The 18,112-nt window shown below is 61.2% G+C and carries 19 protein-coding genes; 12 read left to right on the top strand and 7 right to left on the bottom strand.

Features of this window, described 5'->3' with window-relative positions; all coding sequences use genetic code 11:
* Positions 1-89: 89 nt before the first annotated feature.
* The 5 genes from U5805_RS17940 (at position 90) to U5805_RS17920 (ending at position 3,692) form a co-directional block, all read left to right on the top strand.
* Positions 90-692 carry a hypothetical protein gene (locus tag U5805_RS17940; protein WP_322104838.1) on the top strand — a complete coding sequence of 201 codons (603 nt, stop codon included), beginning with the start codon at positions 90-92 and terminating at the stop codon, positions 690-692.
* A gap of 66 nt (positions 693-758) precedes the next feature.
* Positions 759-1,601 (top strand): hypothetical protein, encoded by an 843-nt coding sequence (locus U5805_RS17935; protein ID WP_322104837.1) that lies wholly within the window; start codon positions 759-761, stop codon positions 1,599-1,601.
* Positions 1,602-1,737: 136 nt separating this feature from the next.
* On the top strand, positions 1,738-2,100 hold the full coding sequence (locus U5805_RS17930) for a helix-turn-helix domain-containing protein (protein ID WP_322104836.1): 363 nt from the start codon (positions 1,738-1,740) through the stop codon (positions 2,098-2,100).
* A gap of 187 nt (positions 2,101-2,287) precedes the next feature.
* Entirely contained in the window at positions 2,288-3,127 is an 840-nt protein-coding gene (locus tag U5805_RS17925; protein ID WP_322104835.1) for a bis-aminopropyl spermidine synthase family protein, read from the top strand.
* Positions 3,120-3,692 (top strand): hypothetical protein, encoded by a 573-nt coding sequence (locus U5805_RS17920; protein WP_322104834.1) that lies wholly within the window; start codon positions 3,120-3,122, stop codon positions 3,690-3,692. The genes U5805_RS17925 and U5805_RS17920 overlap by 8 nt, the downstream gene beginning before the upstream one ends.
* A 28-nt stretch (positions 3,693-3,720) precedes the next feature.
* Here the strand turns inward: U5805_RS17920 and U5805_RS17915 are convergent, their stop codons facing one another.
* Both U5805_RS17915 and U5805_RS17910 read right to left on the bottom strand, forming a co-directional pair.
* Positions 3,721-4,338, bottom strand: coding sequence for a hypothetical protein (locus U5805_RS17915; protein ID WP_322104833.1), 618 nt, complete (start codon positions 4,336-4,338; stop codon positions 3,721-3,723).
* 10 nt (positions 4,339-4,348) lie between these two features.
* Positions 4,349-5,374 carry a hypothetical protein gene (locus U5805_RS17910; RefSeq protein WP_322104832.1) on the bottom strand — a complete coding sequence of 342 codons (1,026 nt, stop codon included), beginning with the start codon at positions 5,372-5,374 and terminating at the stop codon, positions 4,349-4,351.
* A 425-nt stretch (positions 5,375-5,799) separates the two neighbouring features.
* On the opposite strand from U5805_RS17910, the gene U5805_RS17905 reads away from it, so the two are divergent.
* The 4 genes from U5805_RS17905 (at position 5,800) to U5805_RS17890 (ending at position 10,503) form a co-directional block, all read left to right on the top strand.
* A complete protein-coding gene (locus U5805_RS17905) occupies positions 5,800-6,540 on the top strand; it encodes a hypothetical protein (protein WP_322104831.1) in 741 nt (246 codons plus the stop codon).
* 235 nt (positions 6,541-6,775) lie between these two features.
* Positions 6,776-8,518: a GIY-YIG nuclease family protein gene (locus U5805_RS17900; protein WP_322104830.1), complete on the top strand. Its 1,743-nt coding sequence runs from the start codon at positions 6,776-6,778 to the stop codon at positions 8,516-8,518.
* A gap of 546 nt (positions 8,519-9,064) precedes the next feature.
* The gene (locus tag U5805_RS17895; protein WP_322104829.1) at positions 9,065-9,832 is read left to right on the top strand and encodes an SIR2 family NAD-dependent protein deacylase; all 768 of its coding nucleotides are present in this window, start codon (positions 9,065-9,067) and stop codon (positions 9,830-9,832) included.
* Positions 9,833-9,984: 152 nt separating this feature from the next.
* Positions 9,985-10,503 (top strand): CinA family protein, encoded by a 519-nt coding sequence (locus U5805_RS17890; RefSeq protein WP_322104828.1) that lies wholly within the window; start codon positions 9,985-9,987, stop codon positions 10,501-10,503.
* A 497-nt stretch (positions 10,504-11,000) separates the two neighbouring features.
* On the opposite strand, the gene U5805_RS17885 is transcribed toward U5805_RS17890, so the two are convergent.
* The gene (locus tag U5805_RS17885) at positions 11,001-11,903 is read right to left on the bottom strand and encodes an aspartyl/asparaginyl beta-hydroxylase domain-containing protein (protein WP_322104827.1); all 903 of its coding nucleotides are present in this window, start codon (positions 11,901-11,903) and stop codon (positions 11,001-11,003) included.
* A 133-nt stretch (positions 11,904-12,036) separates the two neighbouring features.
* On the bottom strand, positions 12,037-12,975 hold the full coding sequence (locus U5805_RS17880; RefSeq protein ID WP_322104826.1) for a DMT family transporter: 939 nt from the start codon (positions 12,973-12,975) through the stop codon (positions 12,037-12,039).
* 271 nt (positions 12,976-13,246) lie between these two features.
* Here U5805_RS17880 and U5805_RS17875 point away from each other — a divergent pair, with 271 nt between their 5' ends.
* Positions 13,247-13,471, top strand: a complete 225-nt coding sequence (locus tag U5805_RS17875; RefSeq protein ID WP_322104825.1) for a hypothetical protein — start codon at positions 13,247-13,249, stop codon at positions 13,469-13,471.
* Between the two features lie 82 nt (positions 13,472-13,553).
* On the opposite strand, the gene U5805_RS17870 is transcribed toward U5805_RS17875, so the two are convergent.
* Positions 13,554-13,841 carry a hypothetical protein gene (locus U5805_RS17870; protein ID WP_322104824.1) on the bottom strand — a complete coding sequence of 96 codons (288 nt, stop codon included), beginning with the start codon at positions 13,839-13,841 and terminating at the stop codon, positions 13,554-13,556.
* Positions 13,842-13,988: 147 nt separating this feature from the next.
* A complete protein-coding gene (locus U5805_RS17865; protein ID WP_322104823.1) occupies positions 13,989-14,780 on the bottom strand; it encodes a Mut7-C RNAse domain-containing protein in 792 nt (263 codons plus the stop codon).
* 252 nt (positions 14,781-15,032) lie between these two features.
* Between U5805_RS17865 and U5805_RS17860 the strand changes: the two genes are divergently transcribed.
* Both U5805_RS17860 and U5805_RS17855 read left to right on the top strand, forming a co-directional pair.
* Positions 15,033-15,902, top strand: coding sequence for an NAD(P)-dependent oxidoreductase (locus U5805_RS17860; RefSeq protein ID WP_322104822.1), 870 nt, complete (start codon positions 15,033-15,035; stop codon positions 15,900-15,902).
* Between the two features lie 414 nt (positions 15,903-16,316).
* Complete coding sequence (locus U5805_RS17855; RefSeq protein WP_322104821.1) at positions 16,317-16,697, top strand: response regulator; 381 nt, start codon at positions 16,317-16,319, stop codon at positions 16,695-16,697.
* A gap of 233 nt (positions 16,698-16,930) precedes the next feature.
* Here U5805_RS17855 and argC read toward each other — a convergent pair whose 3' ends face one another.
* Positions 16,931-17,878, bottom strand: a complete 948-nt coding sequence (gene argC / locus U5805_RS17850) for an N-acetyl-gamma-glutamyl-phosphate reductase (protein ID WP_322104820.1) — start codon at positions 17,876-17,878, stop codon at positions 16,931-16,933.
* Positions 17,879-18,112: the final 234 nt, after the last annotated feature.

Genomic DNA, 18,112 nt, shown 5'->3' with positions numbered 1-18,112 from the left:
GACACGGATTACTTGGTTGATTTGGTTGACTTGGTTGACGATTGTCCGGGTTCAGCTAAACTTAGATGGGTTGTTTCCGGAGGTCACCCATGACTCGCGTCCAATCGAAGGCTGCCCGCTCATCGCTGGACACCGCTGTTGAGGCTGCACGCAGGGCGGCGCTCAACCGCCTCGCCATATTTGTCGACCGGCTCGATATGAGTGAAGCGAATGCTCTCACCGCGATGTCCGATGATGAGCTCGAGCGGCTGGTCAGGTACGACTTGGCCCCAGGGTCAGTGCTGAAGGCTGAGCAGGCGGCTGCAGGATACGGAGGACATGCAGATGAGAATGATGTCCTGCGGAGGCGCGAGGCGTTGGTGCGCGAGCAGCACCTGATGAAACCGGCGACTTTTCTGGAGCATCTCGGCGTCACCAAGCAGGCGCTCAGCAAAGCGGTCAAGGCTGGGAGAATCTTTGGTGTAGAAGTCGGACCGACGACGTATTATCCGGCGTTCTATCTGAGTCTTGAGGTCGACCGGAAGCGGCTTCAAAAGGTTACGCAGGAGCTTGGGTCTCTTCCGGGCTGGAGCAAGTGGCAGTTCTTCACGCAACCCAAGGGGTCGCTAGGAAGACGCACGCCGCTCGAAGCACTCGCAGCGGGGATGGTGACGGATGTCATGGCGGCCGCGAAGGGCTTTGCCGAACGATGACGTCAACTCGGTCCGTGAACAAACTTCGCTCCGTGTCGCGGACATGAAAGGCCTGAAGGTGCACACATGATTGTTCTCGAAGCAAATGAGACCCTCCGCTCAACCTGCGAAGAAGCTCGGCATTTCCTGCGGCTCAGCCAAGCGGAGAAAGCGGGGGCCGCCTGGTATAAGAGCTTCCTGGACCAGCCCACTGTACGGAGCTTCTTCAAACGGTCTGTGTTCGGCAAGGGGACCGTGCTGCAGGTCACGGCGATTACTCAGGTCGCGCTCGCGTTCGTGGCTTGTGTCGACGACGAGCCGTCCGAGCTGTTGCCCACTGCCGCAGCTGTCCAGGCAGTGATGAAGCGCGCGGAGGCCTTTGAGTCTTCCCTTCTGGCTGAGACTTCCTTCTGGGTGCCGTCCCAGCTCCAGGCGAGTTTCTTTGAGCAGTTCAGACACCTGGACGATGTAGCATCGGCTGTCAAAACGCGCTCTGCCGGCCGCCCGGCATTCGAGGAGCGGCGCACATTCGTTTTGCACCTTGCCCGAGCGCTTTACGAGATGTGCGAAGACTATCCGAACAAGTTCATCGCGACGGTCGCTGCGCGGGTTTGGGAAGACACCGAATCGCGCGCCGTGCGGAAAATCCTGACCGACGTCGAGCGAGCCGCCATCGAGCGGTACGTGGAAGAGAAACGGCGTCAAACCGCCGAGAGCGAGAACCTCGCGCACCTCGTGGTTGCACGGGCAAGCATCCCGCCGAAGGTGCTCCCCGCGGTCCCACTGCCGCAGACAACCAGCGAGATATTCGAAGCGATGCTCGCGCTCGCCAAACGCTTCCCAGATAAGACTGACAGGATTGTCGCAGTCGACCACCTGGACATGCTCCGTCGCGAAATCGGTTTGGAGCCTGACCATCCCTCTGAATAGCAGGCGGCCAAAATCGGCTCAAAAATGGCCGAATTTTGGCCGGACGATTCGGCGCCCGATTCGCTCGCTATTTGGGTAGCTACGTTTTGAAGCATGTGGCCAACAATGGGTCTCATCTTCACTACGTTAGCGTCAAATGCACAAACAAAACCGACGGCTGGACCATTCATCGTTCAGCAGCATCATCGCCAACTGGCCTGAGAACACCGCCGCGCATCAGCGCGCCCGCCTGCTCGAGGCGATGAAGATGCGCGGTGGCGTGACAACGTTGGAGGCGGTGCGGTTTCTCGACATCGTTGACCCGCGGCCACGGATTGTGGAGCTCCGCAAGGAGGGATACAGAATCGCAACGCTGTGGAGCCGTCAGCCGTCCGAGTGTGGACGGATGCACCGTGTCGGGTATTACACTCAGTTCGGCGCTGGCCTTCGCACTGGAGCTGCGGGCCGACACAGAATGCCCTTCGACAACTTTGAACGGCAACTATTACTCGCACTTTAATAGCTCAACCATAGCGGAAATTGTCCGAGCGTATACCGGAAAATGCTAAATCATTTAAAAATTTCACTAGAACGCTGTGCAGTTCGTCGTATTATTTCTGGCCGGACCGTGACGCATCGTATCCCCCATCGACACAAGATGAGCCACGCAACCGCGTGAGAGAGAACCATACTGGGAGCAGAGACCAATGGACTTTGATTTGCGCAAGGCAATCAATGCGATTTCTGACGTAGTAATGAACCGGCCGCCGCCCATTCGCGAATTCGACCAAATCTACATGAAAGTAGCGGATATGGTGATTCAGGCGGAATATGTAGCACGGGTGTTTCACGACAAAGATGTCGTTTTTGTTGGGGACGGCGATGGGATTGCGCTGTCCGCCGCCCACTTAAAGACTGCGAAGGTAATTCCGTACGGACCAAAGTCTATTACGCTGCTCGATTTCGACGAACGCATCGTTAATTCCGTTCGGAGGTTTGGCGAAAAGCTTGCGCCCGAGGTCGAAGTCAACGCGTTCCTGTACAACGTGGCAGACCCATTGCCGGCCGAGCATTTCGGGAGGTATGACGGCTTTCACATTAACCCGCCTTGGGGGGCGAGCAACGGTGGCCAAAGCGTTACAGCGTTCTTGGAACGGGGCAGCGAAGCAACGAACGAAAAAAGCCTTGGCATCGTCGTCATAGGCGATGACCCGGACCTTGCGTGGACTCAGCTGGTTTTGCGCGATACACAAGCGCGTGCCCTTCAGCTCGGGTATGTGGTCAGCGAGCTGATGCCGCAGCTCCACATGTATCACCTTGATGACGCGCCCGACCTTCGGTCCTGCTCGCTACTGTTCCGGCGAATTGAGCCAGGTTTGATGGTTGCGCAGTCAGATGCTCTGTCCAGTGAGCGACGCGCGAACTTCTACGGCAAACTGTCGCCATTGAAGTATCAGTATGTCCGCGACGTGTCTACCTTGAACCGGGGCAAGGCACCTGACCATCTTTACCAGCTCGAGCTGGTTCCGGAGGCGAAGCATGAATAATGTGTTAGGCGCTGGCGGCTTGATTTTCATGAAGGTCGGTCTTCATGCGCAAGAGACCATTGAGGACATCATCGCCCGGAAGCAGAAGGAGTACGACCAGGCCGGAGCCATATTCTGGGGATATGGCGGCTCCACGTGCCATCCAGTGTCGATGGTGCAGCCTTTCGGGAAACAGGTCGAGGCTGCGGGCGGGCAATTGCTCATCGTCATGAACAAAATGAATTCAAAGCACGCGGCGCCGCCTGAAGTCGCGAAAGAGTATTCCGATGATGGCGTGGATTGGAAGCCCGTTCCGAAAGGAATCGAGGTCCGTGGGTCGCGGTTCGCGCTAGTCCTGGACGAACTTCGCATTGATGAGTTCGAAGTCGACCTCGGCGAGCTCGAAGTCGGAATTGGACCGAATCGCGGACGCAAGGCCACCGACTATATGCGCTTCCAGGTGGACAAGGGCTGTTTCAACTACGTGCCTCGCGAAATCCCCATCGCGCCCGAAGAACGTGTTGTAAAAGAAATCGGCCTCGTCGCGCGCGTGAAGGCTCCCTACGCTGTGTTCGTTCGGAACTGAGCGCTGAGCCTTCGCTCTGCGGCACCCTTTAGCTATCGGGCGGTCTCCACAAGAGGTCGCCCGTCTGTCCGACCATGTGGTTGATGTAAGACCTCAGTCCTTCCCTGACACTTTCGGCCGAGGCTGCGTACGACTTACCGAATACGTTTGACAGCGATTTGTCCGTGGTAGGTTTGGCGCGAACCTTCACCTGAATCGGCTCGACATTCTGAGCGGTCATCACCTCAAACACGGACTCCAGCGCCATCACACGTCCTTGCAATTTCTCTGCGATGGGCGACTTCATCAATGCCGAAAGTGCACGTTTGTCGCCCGTCACGACAACAGAATCGTCGTGGGTCGCAGCATATGCGAAAAGGACGGCCTCCCCGGAGTCCAACGACTGAATGCTTGCAAGCTCGTCGACCAACTCCGGCGCTATAGCATCTTGCGAGATAACTGCGCACGCTTTCAAGAATGCATCCAGCCGGTCCGCGGTTTCTTCGTCTTTGCAGCGCAGTAGCCGATTCTTTGCGGGCAATAGCGAGTATTTGGCAGTCGACAGGACAGAGACCTGCTCGGGCCGAAGCTCAAGGGCATTCAGTGCTTCGTCAATGAGGTCGTACGTCGCAAGCTTCAGGAGGACATCGTTGTCGAACAAAATCATTTTGTTCGGCTCACGAAGGTACAACTTCGGTGCCAGTCACTTGGGCAAGGTACTCAAGGCTTTCCCGAGGCAGGCGGCGTGCGTCCATGTTCATCCACATGGCGCCGTTGATGACGCTTTGAGCCGACTCGTTTTTGCCATGCAGTATCTTCAGCGCTGCCATACCTAAGCCCCAATCGCCAGACCGGTTTGCAAGGTTCAATACAATGTGCCCAGGGTCCACCTGACTAGCGAGACCCTCCCGATATGCCGTATCCGCAAGTTCGGCGGCGTTAGCAACTTGGTCACCCAATGTGTAGTTCGCATCGGGCCGGCCATTCAAAACTTCGAGCGCAAAGCGGTCCGCCGCCTGTTCGTCATCGTCAGCATCAGCCAACGCGTAAGAATCGCTACCCAGCTCTTGGTCTACGAGAATCTCATCTGGCTGTACATGACCCAGCGCGCAATGTGCGACTTCGTGAGCCAAGATAAAAAGCTGCCACGACCAATACGGCGAATTCTTGGAAAGCAGAATGACTGGACGGGACTCGGTGTGTACGACCATGCCGTCCATCTTCGAAATATCTGGTCCCAGTTCGGCCAAGAAAACGACAGGAATACCATGCGCCCAGCTCGCCAGGAGCAGGTTTCGAAGGCCGATGTATTTACCCGTGAAGCTTAGAACCTTGGCTCGCATCTCCGCTGGCGTCGCAGGAAATGCCGAGTGCGGGATTGGACACGCGTACGCGACCATTTCCGCAACGCTTACAGCGATAGATGTGGCTGCCGTGAGGTCCTTTGATTTCGCGCTCACAGACCGCTTGTACTTCGTATCGAAGTGATGCAGTTCCTCCACGGACGGATTCTGCGAGAACAGTCCGCTGGTCCGCAGATTGAGGCGCTTCGCAAGGATGGCAGCAATTTCGGTCGATACCGCCTCATCCTGGAGGACATCGGGAGTCACCCATTCCGGCAGCAACGAACGTTGAAACCTGACGGGGTACCCAGCCGACTCCAGCGCGCCGAATATTCGTTGAATCCGTGGATGTTCAGCCATTACGCGCTCCAAGGGATGAGTTGGTAGTTACCTGCTTCAGATTCCGCAGTAGTTCAAGAAGTGCATTCGCTTGGTTTGCGCTGCCATCCCACACTTCAATTATGGCATCGCGAAGTTGACGCTCGTATTCGGGCGCCTGACTTCCATGAAGCGGGACGCTCAGGCCGTAGAAGCTGCATAGCTTAATGAATGATTTTCCCCAGCGATGTCGTTCCACTCCACGCTTGTAACGGGAAACCGATGGCTGGCTCACGCCAGCCGCCCGAGCAATGGCAGATTCGCTCCTGGTATCGGTACTCAGGAGTTGCTTGAGTTGAACGAATACATCGTGTGGGGTAGCGTCATGCATCTATTCATTATAGTATTCAACTCACGTTATTGAATAGCCATATGGTACAATTGCGCCCAACGAGGGGAATCGCAATATGGAACAACTGCCGCGTAGTTTCTGCTGGACCAAGATGGGCGCCGAGTCCGGTGAGCAACTGCAGCTAATCATCCGACGTAAGGAGTGGGAACGCTCGCTGGGCAATGGGCTGTTCTTTTGGGGAATCGGGCAATCGCTCGGCGGTAACGCCGACATGGCGATGCGCACCGGTGAGAAGCTCAAGGTTCTTTTCTCCCCAATGATTAGTAAAGCCAAGGCAATCGATTCAGCGCCTGACGAGACTGTCGTCTGGACTGCCTTTGTTGACGCGTTCGGCGAAGAACATCCGCTTCCGGAGCACGCACTCGTGACCAGTAGGGCAACTCTTCCTTCTGGGCGGCGCAAAGAATTTCACTACGCTCTCGTGTGTCGGTCGCCAAAGTCGTTGGCAACGTCTGGCCAGCTATCGGTCAATCCGACCTCAATCTGCAACTTCGCAACGAACAAACCACTCGGCGCCTCGCAAGTCACTGCCATCGTTCGAAGCGTGCAGGAGCAGAACGCGGCTGGCGGCAAGCTGTATCCCGTAAGCTTCTTCGCTGAACTTGTGCAGCCATACTTCGTGCGGCTCGTTGCCCCTCGTGTGCTTACAGGCTCTGAAAAAGCGTTGCTCGCGCGCACCACCGAGAGTGGCGTTGAGCGCACTTGGCGCGATGTCGTCACATCCATCCGACAGGCAGGCGCGCTACCTCGTACGCGGAAGCCTAAGAATCTGGACCTATTCGAAGTCGCGCATTAGCAGTTCGGGCTGGCTCGGAGCGAGTAAATGCTCACTCGATACTGTATATTTATACAGTATCTGTACCCTTTTTTGCAATTGGAAATTTTGTTGTGTAGCTATGTCGTCGGGAGCATCGCGGATGCCGACTTGAACAAACGCTGCCCAGCGAGCAAACCACAGTAATCGGCGGATTCGGTTTTGGGAATCTAGGGCTGCGACGGCTACTACGCTGCAATCTACAGAGAGGCGGAGCATGGCAGAACGGAAGAAAACCGGACTACCTTTGCCGGCCACTGTTGGCCGGTCATCGAGTAGCCTTTCAAAGACGACGAGAACATTTGTCGTTCCGCCCGAAATTCGCAAGATGTACGAAGGCGAGCTCGCTATCTTTAAAGCGCAGCTGGAAGCCGGCGCTGGGCTTATCGCCGACGAGGCACTGCGCGAGTTTCAGCGCGACTATCAAAATCGCGAAACGCAGATGGGACCACAAGGTCTCCCCACTAGCTTCCAGGTGTGCCGTGATTTTTTCGTCCGTGCGCGCCCGGGGCAACCCTATCGCCTCTTCCCCGAAAGAGACTTCATCGTAAGCTTCGAAGACTTCCTCGAATTCATCACCGATGCGAACACTCCAGTATCGAGTCTGGCGCTCGGGTACACGCTGACTGAAGGCTTCATATACAACGTAAATTCGAGCGATGCTCCTAGCGCGTTGCTTTTGTCGACGCAGGATGCGCCATCGTTCGGATTTCGCGCTGCAAGCTTGATTCGGCGCGGAGATGAGCTGACGATGCTGCTTTCGCTGGCAGAGCAACCTGAGCTTCATACGATGTCTGAGCTCGAAAGCGAACTCGGCGCGGAACTTGAGGTGCGGCCAGAGAAGCGAACACTTCTTGATAGTGAAGCGTTACGCCGTGAGGCGTATGGTGACAATCGAATCGTCGTCATAGAGGGAAGCGACCTGCTACCTTCGCTAGCCGCGGTGCGCTTCAACTTGAAAAACCGAAGCTTTTCGGAAAGGTGCTTCTTTCGCGACATGGGTGACCGCTGGGATACGAAAACTGACGTGTTTGCTGCCTTTGCCGGCGATATATCGGAGGACAACCCTGGCTTCCGCAATATGGTCGACCAACTGGACAGATACAGCACTGTGTGGGAGATGGCCAAAACGCTTACTCTGCTCCCCGCCTATCTCGACGCAAAAGTTACTCTCGTTAAGACCGAGAAGCGCGAGACTCGAATCGCGAAGTTACCTTTGTCCAAGCGTCGGGAAATCGAACGCGCGCCGATGTCGCATCGCAAGCAGTTTCGCAACATCTCCGCCATTCGCATAGTACGTCCAGAGTCGGAGCCCGTTCCGGGCCGCGTGTTCAGTCCGCCGCAGTTTCAGATTGCTGTGGACGGGTTTTGGCGTGCATTGCAGGACCCCGACCAAACCGGCAAAGATGCCGAGGGTCTCCCGGTCGTTGGCCGTACTTGGGTGCGTGCACACGTTCGACATAAGGACCGGCCGGCCCCATCTGAAATCAAGACTATCTATGTGAAGGCATCGCTCGCTGACGCTCGCCGCCGCATCGAGGAATATCGTCGGCGTATGGCGAAACAGCCAGAAGTAAGCGTACCTGAGCCGTTAGATGTCGTTCTCCCGGTTTCAGCCGAGGCGTCTGAATCCAAAGCGACAGCTTCAGGAATGCACGGCGCTTATGTGTACATCATGCGCTGTCAGGCCCATCTTGAAAATCTGTACAAGGTGGGATTCACGGACCGTGACCCAGAGGTTCGCGCGCGCGAGCTTTCTTCCACGACAGCGACGCCTTCGCCATTTGAAGTTGTCCGTGCGTGGCCGGTTGCTGAGGGCCTAGCAGCTGAACGAGCTGCACACGCTGCGCTGCGCTCTGTTAGGCATTCCGCAACCCGTGAGTTCTTCCAAACGGCATTCGCCGACCTGCAGCGCGTCGTGGAGGAAGCAATACGGCCATGGATTCTCAAGACACCTTGAACGAGGACGCGCGTCTATCGTGCGGTTGGTCGCCGCCTGGAACTAAGGCCACGTATAGACGTGGCAGGTGGGCACCCGTGAGCGTAAACGTTTCTATTTCCAGACCACTCTGCCCAAGGGGAAGTGTCATTTTCCTCCCCAACCTGAAGCCGCAGAAACGGGATAAAGCGTTTACGCCGGCTGTAACTTCATGATTCGTAAGTCATTCCGTGCAGGGCTCAAAGCGGAAACGTTCCTAATTCCAATTACCATTGGAAGGGCGAAGAAGCGCCGGACAACCGTCCGGCGTTTTTATTGCGCGGCGTTTTTGCGGCCAGCCCCGCGCCCGGACCCGCGCCGCGCGCGAAACGCGCCAAAGCGTCTGTAAGCGTCCAGGCGGCGTTCGCGCGATCCCGGACGCCCCGGAGCATCACCGGCTCGCCGCGAGCGCCGCGCACGCGCTCTCAGGCGTTCTCAGGCCTCAGGCACGCGCAGACGTTCCGCGCGCGACATCCGCGAAGCGCCGGCTCGCGCCATAATGGCGGCCAACGCCTTCAGGAGACGCCCGTGCCCGACTCGCAACGCCTTTCCACCGCCGCCGGCCGCGCAAGGCCGCCGCGACTCTTCGTGTTTTCCGGCGCGGGGCTTTCGGCGGAAAGCGGCATTTCCACGTTTCGCACCGGCGACGGCATCTGGTCGCACGCGAGCATCGACGAAGTCTGCAACTACCTCACCTGGCGCCGCAACCGGCCCGCGGTGTTCCGCTTCTACAACCAGCGCATCGCCGAATGCGGCGGCGCGCGGCCCAACGAAGCGCATCGCCTGCTCGCGCAATGGCAGGACGCGTGGGGCACGGAGCGCGTGCATCTCGTCACGCAGAATATCGACGACATGCTCGAACAGGCCGGCGCGCGCCAGGTCACGCATCTGCACGGCGACATGATCTCGCTGCTATGTACCGACTGCGACTACCGCTTTCCCGCCTCGGGGCCGGGCCTCGATCCGCAGGCCGCGTGCCCTTCGTGCGGCCAGTTCGAGGGCGTGAAGCCCGGCGTGGTGTTCTTCAACGAAGCCGCGCCCGAATACGAAACGCTCTGGCGCATCCAGCGCGCGATGACCGACGACGACATCTTCGTCGCGGTCGGCACGGCGTTCGAGGTGATTCCGCCGGAGCGCCTGTTGCCGCCTGCGCGCCACGGGCAGCACGCGCGCAATTTTCTCGTCGATCCGGCGCCGCGCCGCACCGAATGCTTCGGCGTGGTCGAGGCCGAGCCCGCAACCGTCGGCTTGCGCCATCTCGAACCGCTCATCGAAAAGATGATGGCGGGCGCATAGCGTTTCGCGCAGTCGTTCTCTTGTTGCAGCAAGGCGTGCTTTGTTCCAAAGCACGCCTTTTTTCATGGCGGCGCGCGTCGAACGTGTGCGCAGGATAAGTGCGCAAAGCGGCGTGCGACACTCGGCGTTTCGGTTATTCGGATGAAGATGCGATGAATGTGTCGAAGCAGATCGCCGGCTATTTGATGTCGCGCTCGCTCGTGCTCGTGAACGTGGAAACGGCCACGGGGGGCGCCATCGGCATGATGCTCGCCGAGCATGCGGGCGCGCGGCGTTGTCTCGATCTCGGCTACGTCGCGTACACGCAAGCCGCCTTCGCCGCGCTGCCCGGCGTGCGGATGCCGACCCTCGCGCGCCATGGCGCGGTCAGCGAGGCTGTCGCGCGCGAAGCGGCACAAGGCGCGCTGGCGCAACGCGCAGCGCCCGCGCAGGGCGCTTGCGTGGCGCTCGCCTGCATCGGCGTGCTTCCAGACGACGAAGAACCAGGCGCCGTCGTGACAGCGACCCATTGCTTCGCGTGGGCATGCATACACGATGGCCGCGTGCATTGCGCAAGCGAAACGCTGACGTTCTCGGGCAAGCCGCACGCGATTCGCCGCTCGATCGCGCGGCGCGCGCTGCTGGGCGTGCCGCGTTTTCTCGCCGGTGTGGGCGGCGCATCGGGCGCGTGAACCGCAACGCCGCGCGAATGCGCAGCACGCGAGCGCAGCGAGCGGCAGCGTTGTCTTCATACTCATATGAGTATTTATATTTATAAGTAGTAGCAGTTAACAAGCCCTGGGATGACATGTGGACAACCCGGAAATTGCGTGGCGCTTCAATTCGATGCGAAACGGACAGCCATGCGGACAATCGCTGTACGCATTTTGCGCAACGGGGATAACTTTTCGCGCGTTCGCACCGGTCGCGGAGTTATCAAGAATAGATCCACAAGTCGTTCGCCAGGTCATCCCCAGGTTGTCCAGAGGTGCGCGTGAATAACTCGCGTGAAAGCGGCATGCGCACGGCTTATCCACACGAAAAAAAAGCCGCTCGTGGGCGGCGCTTTTCGTCGGGATCGCTTTGGGCGGAAACGGCGCGGCGGCGCGCCCGTGTTTGAACCCGGCGCGCAAAGCTCAGTATCGCAACTCAGTACCGCAACTCAGTGCACAAAGTTCAGTGCCGCAGTTCAGTGCCAAAGAATCGCCAGCGCAATGCCGCCGAACAGTACGCACTTCACGACGTAATACACGGTGCGATTCCACGCCTTCAAACGCTTGCCCGCGAGCCGCACCGAATACAGGTAACGGAATGCGTGATTGAGCCCGCCCGTGCGGTCGCCGGTTTCGTTCGGCGAAGCGGCCGCGCGCATCAACACATGGCCGACTGCGTCGATGAACGCCTGCGCCCAGCGATACTTCATCGGCCGCTCGATGTCGCAGAAGAGAATGATGCGGTCCTGCGCGGTGCCATTGGCGGCGTGGTGCAGATACGTCTCGTCGAACACCACGTCCTCGCCGTCGCGCCACGCGTACGGAATGCCGTCGACGACGATCGCGCAACGGTCGTCGTTGGGCGTGATCAGGCCGAGATGGTAGCGCAGCGATCCCGCGAACGGATCGCGATGCGGATTGAGCGAGCCGCCGGCGGGCAACATGGCGAACATCGCGGCCTTCACCGAAGGAATGCGCTGCAAGATTTCGATCGTGCGCGGGCAGAGCGCCGCCGCCGACGGATGCGGATGGTCGTACCACTTCAGATAAAACCGCTTCCAGCCCGTGCGGAAAAACGAATTGAAACCGATGTCGTTATATTTTTCCGCGGCCTGAATGCGGCTTGCGTCCTGAAGCGCGAGCGCTTCTTCGCGAAACGTGCGCCATTCCGATTTCAGCAGCGCGAGTTCGGGGAAATACGACGTCGAGATAAACGGCGTGTTCGGCACCGCCGAAAACCCGTAGGCAAAGCCGTTCAGCGGCGCCATGAAAGTGGAATGATCGCCGAGTTGACGGAAGAAACTGCCGTGGCGCGCCTTGCCGCGCCAGTGCGTGTAAATCGCGCACAGCAGAAAGAGAAGCAGGACAGCCCAGCGCATACGGCACTCTTTAATCAGCACTTACCGATTAAATTTTACGAATTTTTACTTTTTATTGCAGGCAAGCCGCAGGGCAAAAGTTGCGGTCGCGCGGTCGAATGCGGGGGGTTTGAGATGCGCCGAAGTCGCGTGTTCAGGCGGTTTCGGCGGGTTGAGCGGTGGCTTGCCGCGCGCGCACACGCGCTTGCCAAGCGGGCAGCAACTGGCAGGCGAGCAGGCCGGCGAGCATGAGCGCGCAGCCGCCGAGCGCGCGCAACGTGAGCGTTTCGCCGAGCGCGGCCCAACCCGCGAGCGCCGCGAACACGCCTTCCATGCTGAAGATGACGGCCGCGTGCGCCGGCGCGGCGTCGCGTTGCGCGACGACTTGCAGCGTATAGCCGACGCCCACCGAGAGCGCGCCGCCATAGAGAATCGTCGGCGCGGCGCGGACGATATCGGCGAGACGCAGCGGTTCGCACGCCAGCCCGATGGCGAGGCACACCGCACCGCACGCCACGAATTGCGCGATCGAAAGCGCGAGCGGATCGTGACGCGGCGCATAGCGGCCTACGAGTATCACCTGCACGGAAATCACGAGCGCGCAACCGAGCTGGAACCCATCGCCGTACATCACCGAAAAGTGTTCGTTGATGCTCAGGAAATAGAGCCGGATGGCCGCGAGCGCCGCACCGAGCCACGTTCCCGCGCCGGTGCGATGCCGCAGGAATACGCCCAGAACCGGCACGATCACGACGTAAAGCGAGCTGATGAAACCCGCATTGGCAATTTTCGTATAGCCGAGCCCGATTTGCTGAAGCGAGATCGCGACCGCGAGCACCACGCCGAGCAGCGCGCCCGGGCGCAGCAGCGCCGCGTCGAAAAGCGGGGCGGCGCTGGCCGCCGGCCCGCGCCGCCGCGCGAATACGAACGCCGAAACGACGGCCGCGCCCAGCAGAAAGCGGATGCCGGTGAAAAGAAACGGGCCGATGGCGTCGAGGCTCAGGCGCTGGGCGACGAACGCCGAACCCCAGATGAGAGCGGCGGCCAGCATCAGCAGATTGGCGCGCAGGTGGCGGCGGGTGGCGGATTTCAAGCGAAAAACTCGGGAAGAACGGCGGCGGGATTGCCCGGCGGAAAACGAACGCGGAAATACCGATCGTAGCCGAACTGAAAGCCGGTTGTCCCCCCGAAAATACCCCCGTCTCATCCGTGGCATCGACGGTGAATTTGGAGATGACAAACGCCCTACGCTGCGTAATACTGCTCGCGCGAAATGCCCGTCAGATCGGCCAACGGGCGGTTTCGCGACTTGCGCTGTTCAATTCACAACGTGCCGTCAATTTGTCAGGTTTGGGGAACAACAGATGAAGAAGATTATCGCCTCGCTCATCGCAGCATCCGTCGCACTGATTTCGGCTCAAGCTTTCGCACAAGACGCATCGGGCGCCGCGGCAACGGCGCCGGCCGCGGCCAGCGCGCCGGCCAAGGCCAAGAAGCAGCACAAGACGCTCAAGCATCACGGCAAGCGCGCCGCCGTTTCGGACAGCGCGTCGGCCGCCGGCACGTCGGACAAGGGCACGCAGAACTAAGCGTTGCCGCGCCACGAAAAAAGCCAGAGCAATGCTCTGGCTTTTTTTTCGTCCGCGGGAAGTGCGGCGCGAGGCGTGTCGATCACGACGCGCCGTTTGCGAGCGCCGCTTCGAGCAGTTCGCCGACCAGCGCGTTGACGCCGCCAGGATGGTTTTCCGCGCGCGCCTTGAGCTTGGCGACGAGGTCGGCGTTGAGCTTGCACGCGAACGGCACGAGGCCTTGCGCCTGATCCAGCTTGCGCTGTTCGCGGCGATCGAGCGCGGCGGGCTGCTCGGAACCCTTGCCGAAGCGGTCGGGGCCTGCCTTGTGCGTCGCCTGCATCAGTTTTAGCGCCTTGTTCTTTTCAAGGTCGGTTTTCTTCATGGCCATGTGTCGTGCTCCGGTGGAATGCGTGGCGCGAATTGTACGCAATCGCCCGCCTGCGTCCATCGCGGCTTTGGTGTACCGCGCTTTTCCTGCCTGGCGGTCCGCTTATCGTGTCCGCTTATCGCGTGCGGTTATAGCCGCTTATAGCTGTTATCGCGCGCCGGTTTCGTGACCGGCGTTCGTGGCTTCGGCGGCTTCGGCCGTATCGCGCGTCAGGCTGTCGACGAGCGCGCGCATGCGCCGCCAGTGCGATCCTTCCCAGAACACGCGATGGCAGACGTCGCAGGTCACGAACCGCGTCTGGCGAGCGAACACGCCCTCGGGCACGCGCTCGCGCACGGCTTCTCGCGCGATTTCGCGCAGCGGCGCGTTGCACAGCAGACACAGCCGGAACGGCCGCGCGCTCGCCGCGAGATCGAGCCGCTCGAAGATTTCGCGCGCCTGCGCGTGCGGTTTGAGCGCGCGCACGTAGCAGCCGTGCGTGATGCCGCGCCGCTTGAGCAGTTCGCGGTCGCGCGAGAGCACGATGCGATGCTCGGCGGCGGCCAGCGCTTCGATCTCGTCGTCGGCGAAATGGTTGTCGTAGAGCGTGTCGAAACCCGCGAGACGCAACTGTTGCGCGAGGCCGCCCAGATGCGCATCGGCGATAAAGCGCGGCTCGCGCAGCGGCGCCTCGCGCACGCGCAGGAGCGGGCGGATGTCGAGCGCCTCGAATGTCGGGTACACGGCGACGCGGTCGCCTTCCGCGAGCGCGTGCTCGAAGCCCACCGACTCGCCGTTCACGAGAATAAGCTCGACTTCGGTGTGCGGCACGCCGAGCGCCTCGATCATATGCTTCGCGGTGGCGCCGCTCGCGCAGGCGCACGAGAAGTCGCGCTGGCGCAGCGGGCGCGCAAGGAAATCGTTGAGTTCCTCGTAGAAGCGGAAGGTGGCGGTGACCATCGACGCAGTATCGCACCGCGCGCCTGCGCCTGCCGACGTGTGGTGTCGAAGCCAACGTCAACTTCAACGCCAGCGCCAACGCCAACGCCAACGTCAACGCCAACGTCAACGCCAACGCCAACGCCAACGCCAACGCCCGCGCCCGCGCCTCAGCGCGGCGGCGCGCGTTGTGCTGTACTGCTCGTTTTCCCGTCGATGGCGCGAACGAGCGACGCGCCGTCGACAGTTCAACGAAAGCGCAAGGAGCGTGCAATGGATATCGGATTTATCGGTCTCGGTGAAATGGGCGGCGCGATGGTCGGCAATCTGCTCAAGGCGGGGCATACGGTGCGCGTGTGGAACCGCACGGCGGCGAAGGCGGAGGCGCTTGCCGGGGCCGGCGCGCGCGTGGCCGCCACGCCCGCCGAAGCGTTCGGCGGCGACGCCGTCATTTCCATGCTCGCCGACGACGCGGCGCTGCGCGAAGTGATCGACGCCGCCTTGCTGGACCAGGCGCCGCACGGCCTCGTACACGTGAACATGGCGACGATTTCGGTCGCGCTCGCGCAAACGCTCGCGAAGGAACACGCCGAACGCGGCGTGCAATACGTGGCGGCGCCCGTGCTCGGCCGCCCCGACGCCGCGCAGGCCGCGAAGCTCACCATCATGGCGGCGGGCGCGAGCGCCGCGATCGACCGCGTGCAGCCGCTGTTCGACGTGATCGGCCAGAAAACATGGCGCGTCGGCGATGAACCGCAGCACGCGAACGTGATGAAGCTGGCCGCGAACTTCATGCTGGCCTCGGCGGTGGAATCGCTCGGCGAAGCGGCGGCGCTGCTCGGCGGTTACGGCGTCGCGATGCGCGATTTCCTCGACGTCGTGACGGGCGGCCCGTTTCCGGGGCCGGTCTATGCGGGCTATGGCGGCATGATCGCCGAAGGCCGCTACGAGCCGGCGCTGTTCAAGGCGCGCCTCGGCTTGAAGGACGTGCGGCTCGCGCTCGCGGCCGCCGACGCCGTCTCGACGCCGCTGCCGGTGGCGAGCGTCGTGCGTGACAGCCTGATCGAAGCCGTGGCGCACGGCGACGGCGAGCGCGATTTCGCCGTGCTCGGCAAAGTGGCGGCGCGGCGGGCGGGCCGGTGAGACGGCGATCGGAGGGCTGAGAAGGGCGAGAAGGCCGAGAAGGCTGAGAAGGCTGAGAAGGCTGAGAAGCGCTGAATCCGGCGAAGGACGGCCCTAGCTGCGGAAATCGGGCGCTTAAGTGACGCGCGGCGGGCGGGCCGGTGAGATGGCGATCGAAGCGCCGAGAAGCGCTGAGAAGGGCGGAATCCGGCGAAGGACGGCCCTGGCTGCGGAAATCGGCGCTTTTTTGATCTTTCGCACGCGAAAGTACCGATGACCGCGCGCTGACGCACAAATAGCGGGATGACGTCTGTGGAAAATGGGGCGCATCGCACCGGATGACGGAGCCGATTCCCGGCTCCGGTCGCGGCTGCGTCACCAAAGGCCGATCAACGTGGCAACGACGACGGCGGCACCTCGCGCGGGAGCAGGAAAGTGGCCGCGCACATCCTGATCGCCGATAACGACGAGAAGTCGCTCACCGGCCTCGGCACCTTGCTGACCGATCTCGGCTATGCGGTCACGCTCGCGCGCACGCTCGACGAAGCGCTCGCGGCCGCCGCACGGCAGGCGCCGGCGGTGGCCATCGTCGCGCTCTCGCTCGCCGGGGACGACCCCGGCACGATCGTGCGGGCGCTGCGCGCGGCAACGCCGGCGCCCTCGTCCATGCCGCAAGCGCCGATGCTGATCGCGCTGGCCGGCTGGGGCGAATCGCGCCACCGCGACGCGGCGCTTGCCGCAGGCTTCGACGTGCATCTGGTGCGGCCCGTCGGCCTCGATCAGCTCATGCTCATTCTTTCGATGACAGGCCAATGACGATGTTGCGAGAAAGCGACATTTAGGGCGCTCCCTACTTTACATGTTGCATCGCATCACGCTAGTCGCTATACTGGTTCCTGTCTCCTCCATGTCTCCTCTGATATGGATTCAGCCCGCCAACCATTGGCGGGCTTTTTTTCGTCCAGCGATTTGCAACAGTGTTGCGACATTTCGCCAGACGATGAAAAAAGCCGGCTCTCAAGCCGGCTTTTGCGTTTGTGCGAAGCGATTCACCCGGCGAGGCCGGTATTTTCCGCCGCGCCGATCGCGAGATTCATGCACTGGATCGCCGCGCCCGAGGCGCCCTTGCCGAGATTGTCCAGCCGCGCGACAGTCACGAACTGCTCGTCGTTACCGAACACGAACAGATCGACGCGATTGGTGTCGTTGTTGGCCTGCACGTCGAACATGCCGGCGTCGAGGTTGGCTTCGGCGTCGAACGGCGCCACGCGCACGAACGGCTCGCCCGCATAGTATTCGGCGTAAAGCGAGAGCACGTCCTGCGGTTTCGCGCTGCGCGCGAGCTGCTTGCGCGAAAAATAGGTCGTAACCGCGAGACCCTTGTAGAACGGCCCGACGATGGGCGTGAAAACCGGTGCGCCGGTCAACGCGCCGTGGAACGCCATTTCCGGCAGGTGCTTGTGCGTGAGGCCGAGCGCGTAGGGGCGCGGGCTCATGAGCTTCGCGTTGCCGCCGGCTTCGTACTCCGCGATCATCTTCTTGCCGCCGCCGCTGTAGCCCGTGAGCGAATAGGCGTGCGCGGCGAAGTCCGGCGCGACCAGCCCGGCTTCCACGAGCGGGCGCATGGCCAGCACGAACGCCGAAGCGTGGCAGCCCGGCACGGCGATGCGCTTCGCCTGGCGCACCTTCTCGCGCTGCGTTTTGGTGAGTTCGGGCAGGCCGTAGGCCCAGTCGGCGTGCGTGCGGAAGGCCGTGCTGGCGTCGATCAGCACCGTGCGGTCGTTGTCGACGAGCGCCGCCGACTCGCGCGAGGCGACATCGGGCAGGCACAGGAACGTGACGTCCGAAGCGTTGATGAGACGGCGGCGTTCCTCGACGTCCTTGCGCCTGGCGTCGTCGATACGCAGGATCTCGACGTCGGTGCGCGGCGACAGGTATTCGAAAATCTTCAGGCCAGTCGTGCCTTCCTGTCCGTCGACAAAAACTTTCGTGCTCATCTCAATCTCTCTGAACGCGGGATTCGGGGTTGCAAACGTGCGCTGGCGGAGGCGTCGACACAGGCGAGCGGTTTGCAAACGCGGGCGCGGCCGAGCCGCGCCGGAACGGTATTTTAAGACCTCGCAGGAACGCGTGCGCGAACGTGCCGCGAAAAAATCGGGGCTTACCCGTAAGGCCAGGTCGCGCCGCGTGAATTTGCCCGCGCCGCCCACGCCGCCCGGCCACACGCTGCG

This window comes from Paraburkholderia sp. J41, from assembly GCF_905220235.1.
In the GTDB taxonomy this organism is placed as follows: Bacteria; Pseudomonadota; Gammaproteobacteria; order Burkholderiales; family Burkholderiaceae; genus Paraburkholderia.
The sequence above is the reverse complement of the archived record's forward strand: the minus strand, read 5'-3'. Positions and strand labels throughout refer to the sequence as shown.